This is a genomic window from Streptomyces sp. P5F9 (assembly GCF_057961495.1).
Map to the genome: position 1 here is coordinate 1 of NZ_JBXVPZ010000983.1, position 933 is coordinate 933.

1 protein-coding gene is annotated in these 933 nt (G+C 74.8%); it reads right to left on the bottom strand.

All coding sequences use genetic code 11. The features are described 5' to 3' along the window. Positions 1-933, bottom strand: a 933-nt coding sequence (locus tag AC31A1_RS51950) for a winged helix DNA-binding domain-containing protein (RefSeq protein WP_489660000.1), incomplete at both ends; no start/stop codon positions are given.

Consider the following 933-nt stretch of genomic DNA (forward strand, 5'->3'; position numbering starts at 1 on the left):
CCCACCACCCGCCCGTCCCACCACACCGTCGGCCCCACGTTGCCGCTCCCGTCGAACAGGGCGGGGCGCAGTTCCGGTGCCAGGTACCAGTCCCGTTGCTGCCACCCCATCGCCGTCGGATCGAGCGCCGGCAACAGGGCCGCCCACGGTTCGGCGGGACCGGCCGGCGGGGCGAGGTCGCCCGCGGCGACGTACCCCGCCCCCTCGTCCAGGGACACCGTTTCCGCGCCGATCGCCGCGAGCGCCCGGCGGACGTCCGTCACCCGCCAGCCCGTCCACCACTTCAGGTCGGCCTCGGTGGCGGGGCCGCACGTGGCGAGCCAGCGGCCGAGGAGCGCGGCCTGTGCCTCGGCGACGTCCAGCTCGGGGTGTTCCGGCGCCACCGCCCAGCGGAACTGGCTCGACGTCCAGCCGCCGAGCGGTCTCCCCCGTACGACCTTGCCCTCCACGCCCAGCACCTTCAGCAGCCGGGTCGAGACGGTGTGCACGCCCTCGTAGTTCTTCCCGGCCGCGTACACGAACTGTTCCCTCAACCTCGGTTCGTCCACGGCGAGTTCGGCCGCCGTCGCCTGCCCGCGGAGCGCCAGCGCGGCCAGCAGCGAGTCCTCGACCTCCTTCAGCCAGACCGCGTCCGGCGCCCCGGCCTGCGCCATGTGCTTGAGCAGGGAGGCCCGTTCACGCGCGGCGACGGCGAGTCCCGTCGAGGCGTGGACGACGGCGGTCAGCTCGGCGGGGAACACGAACACCGTGTGCCGCATGCCGTGCATACGGAGCAGGGTGCGGTCCTCGTACAGGGCGCGGGCAGTCTCCGGGACGGTGGTGGAGGGGTCGGCGAGGCGTGCGCCCACGGCGAGGTACACCGTCGCGGGGTCCGTGCCGTGCAGGGCGACGAGGGAGTCGGCGACGGCCTCGGGGGTGGCGGCGCGGGTGCTG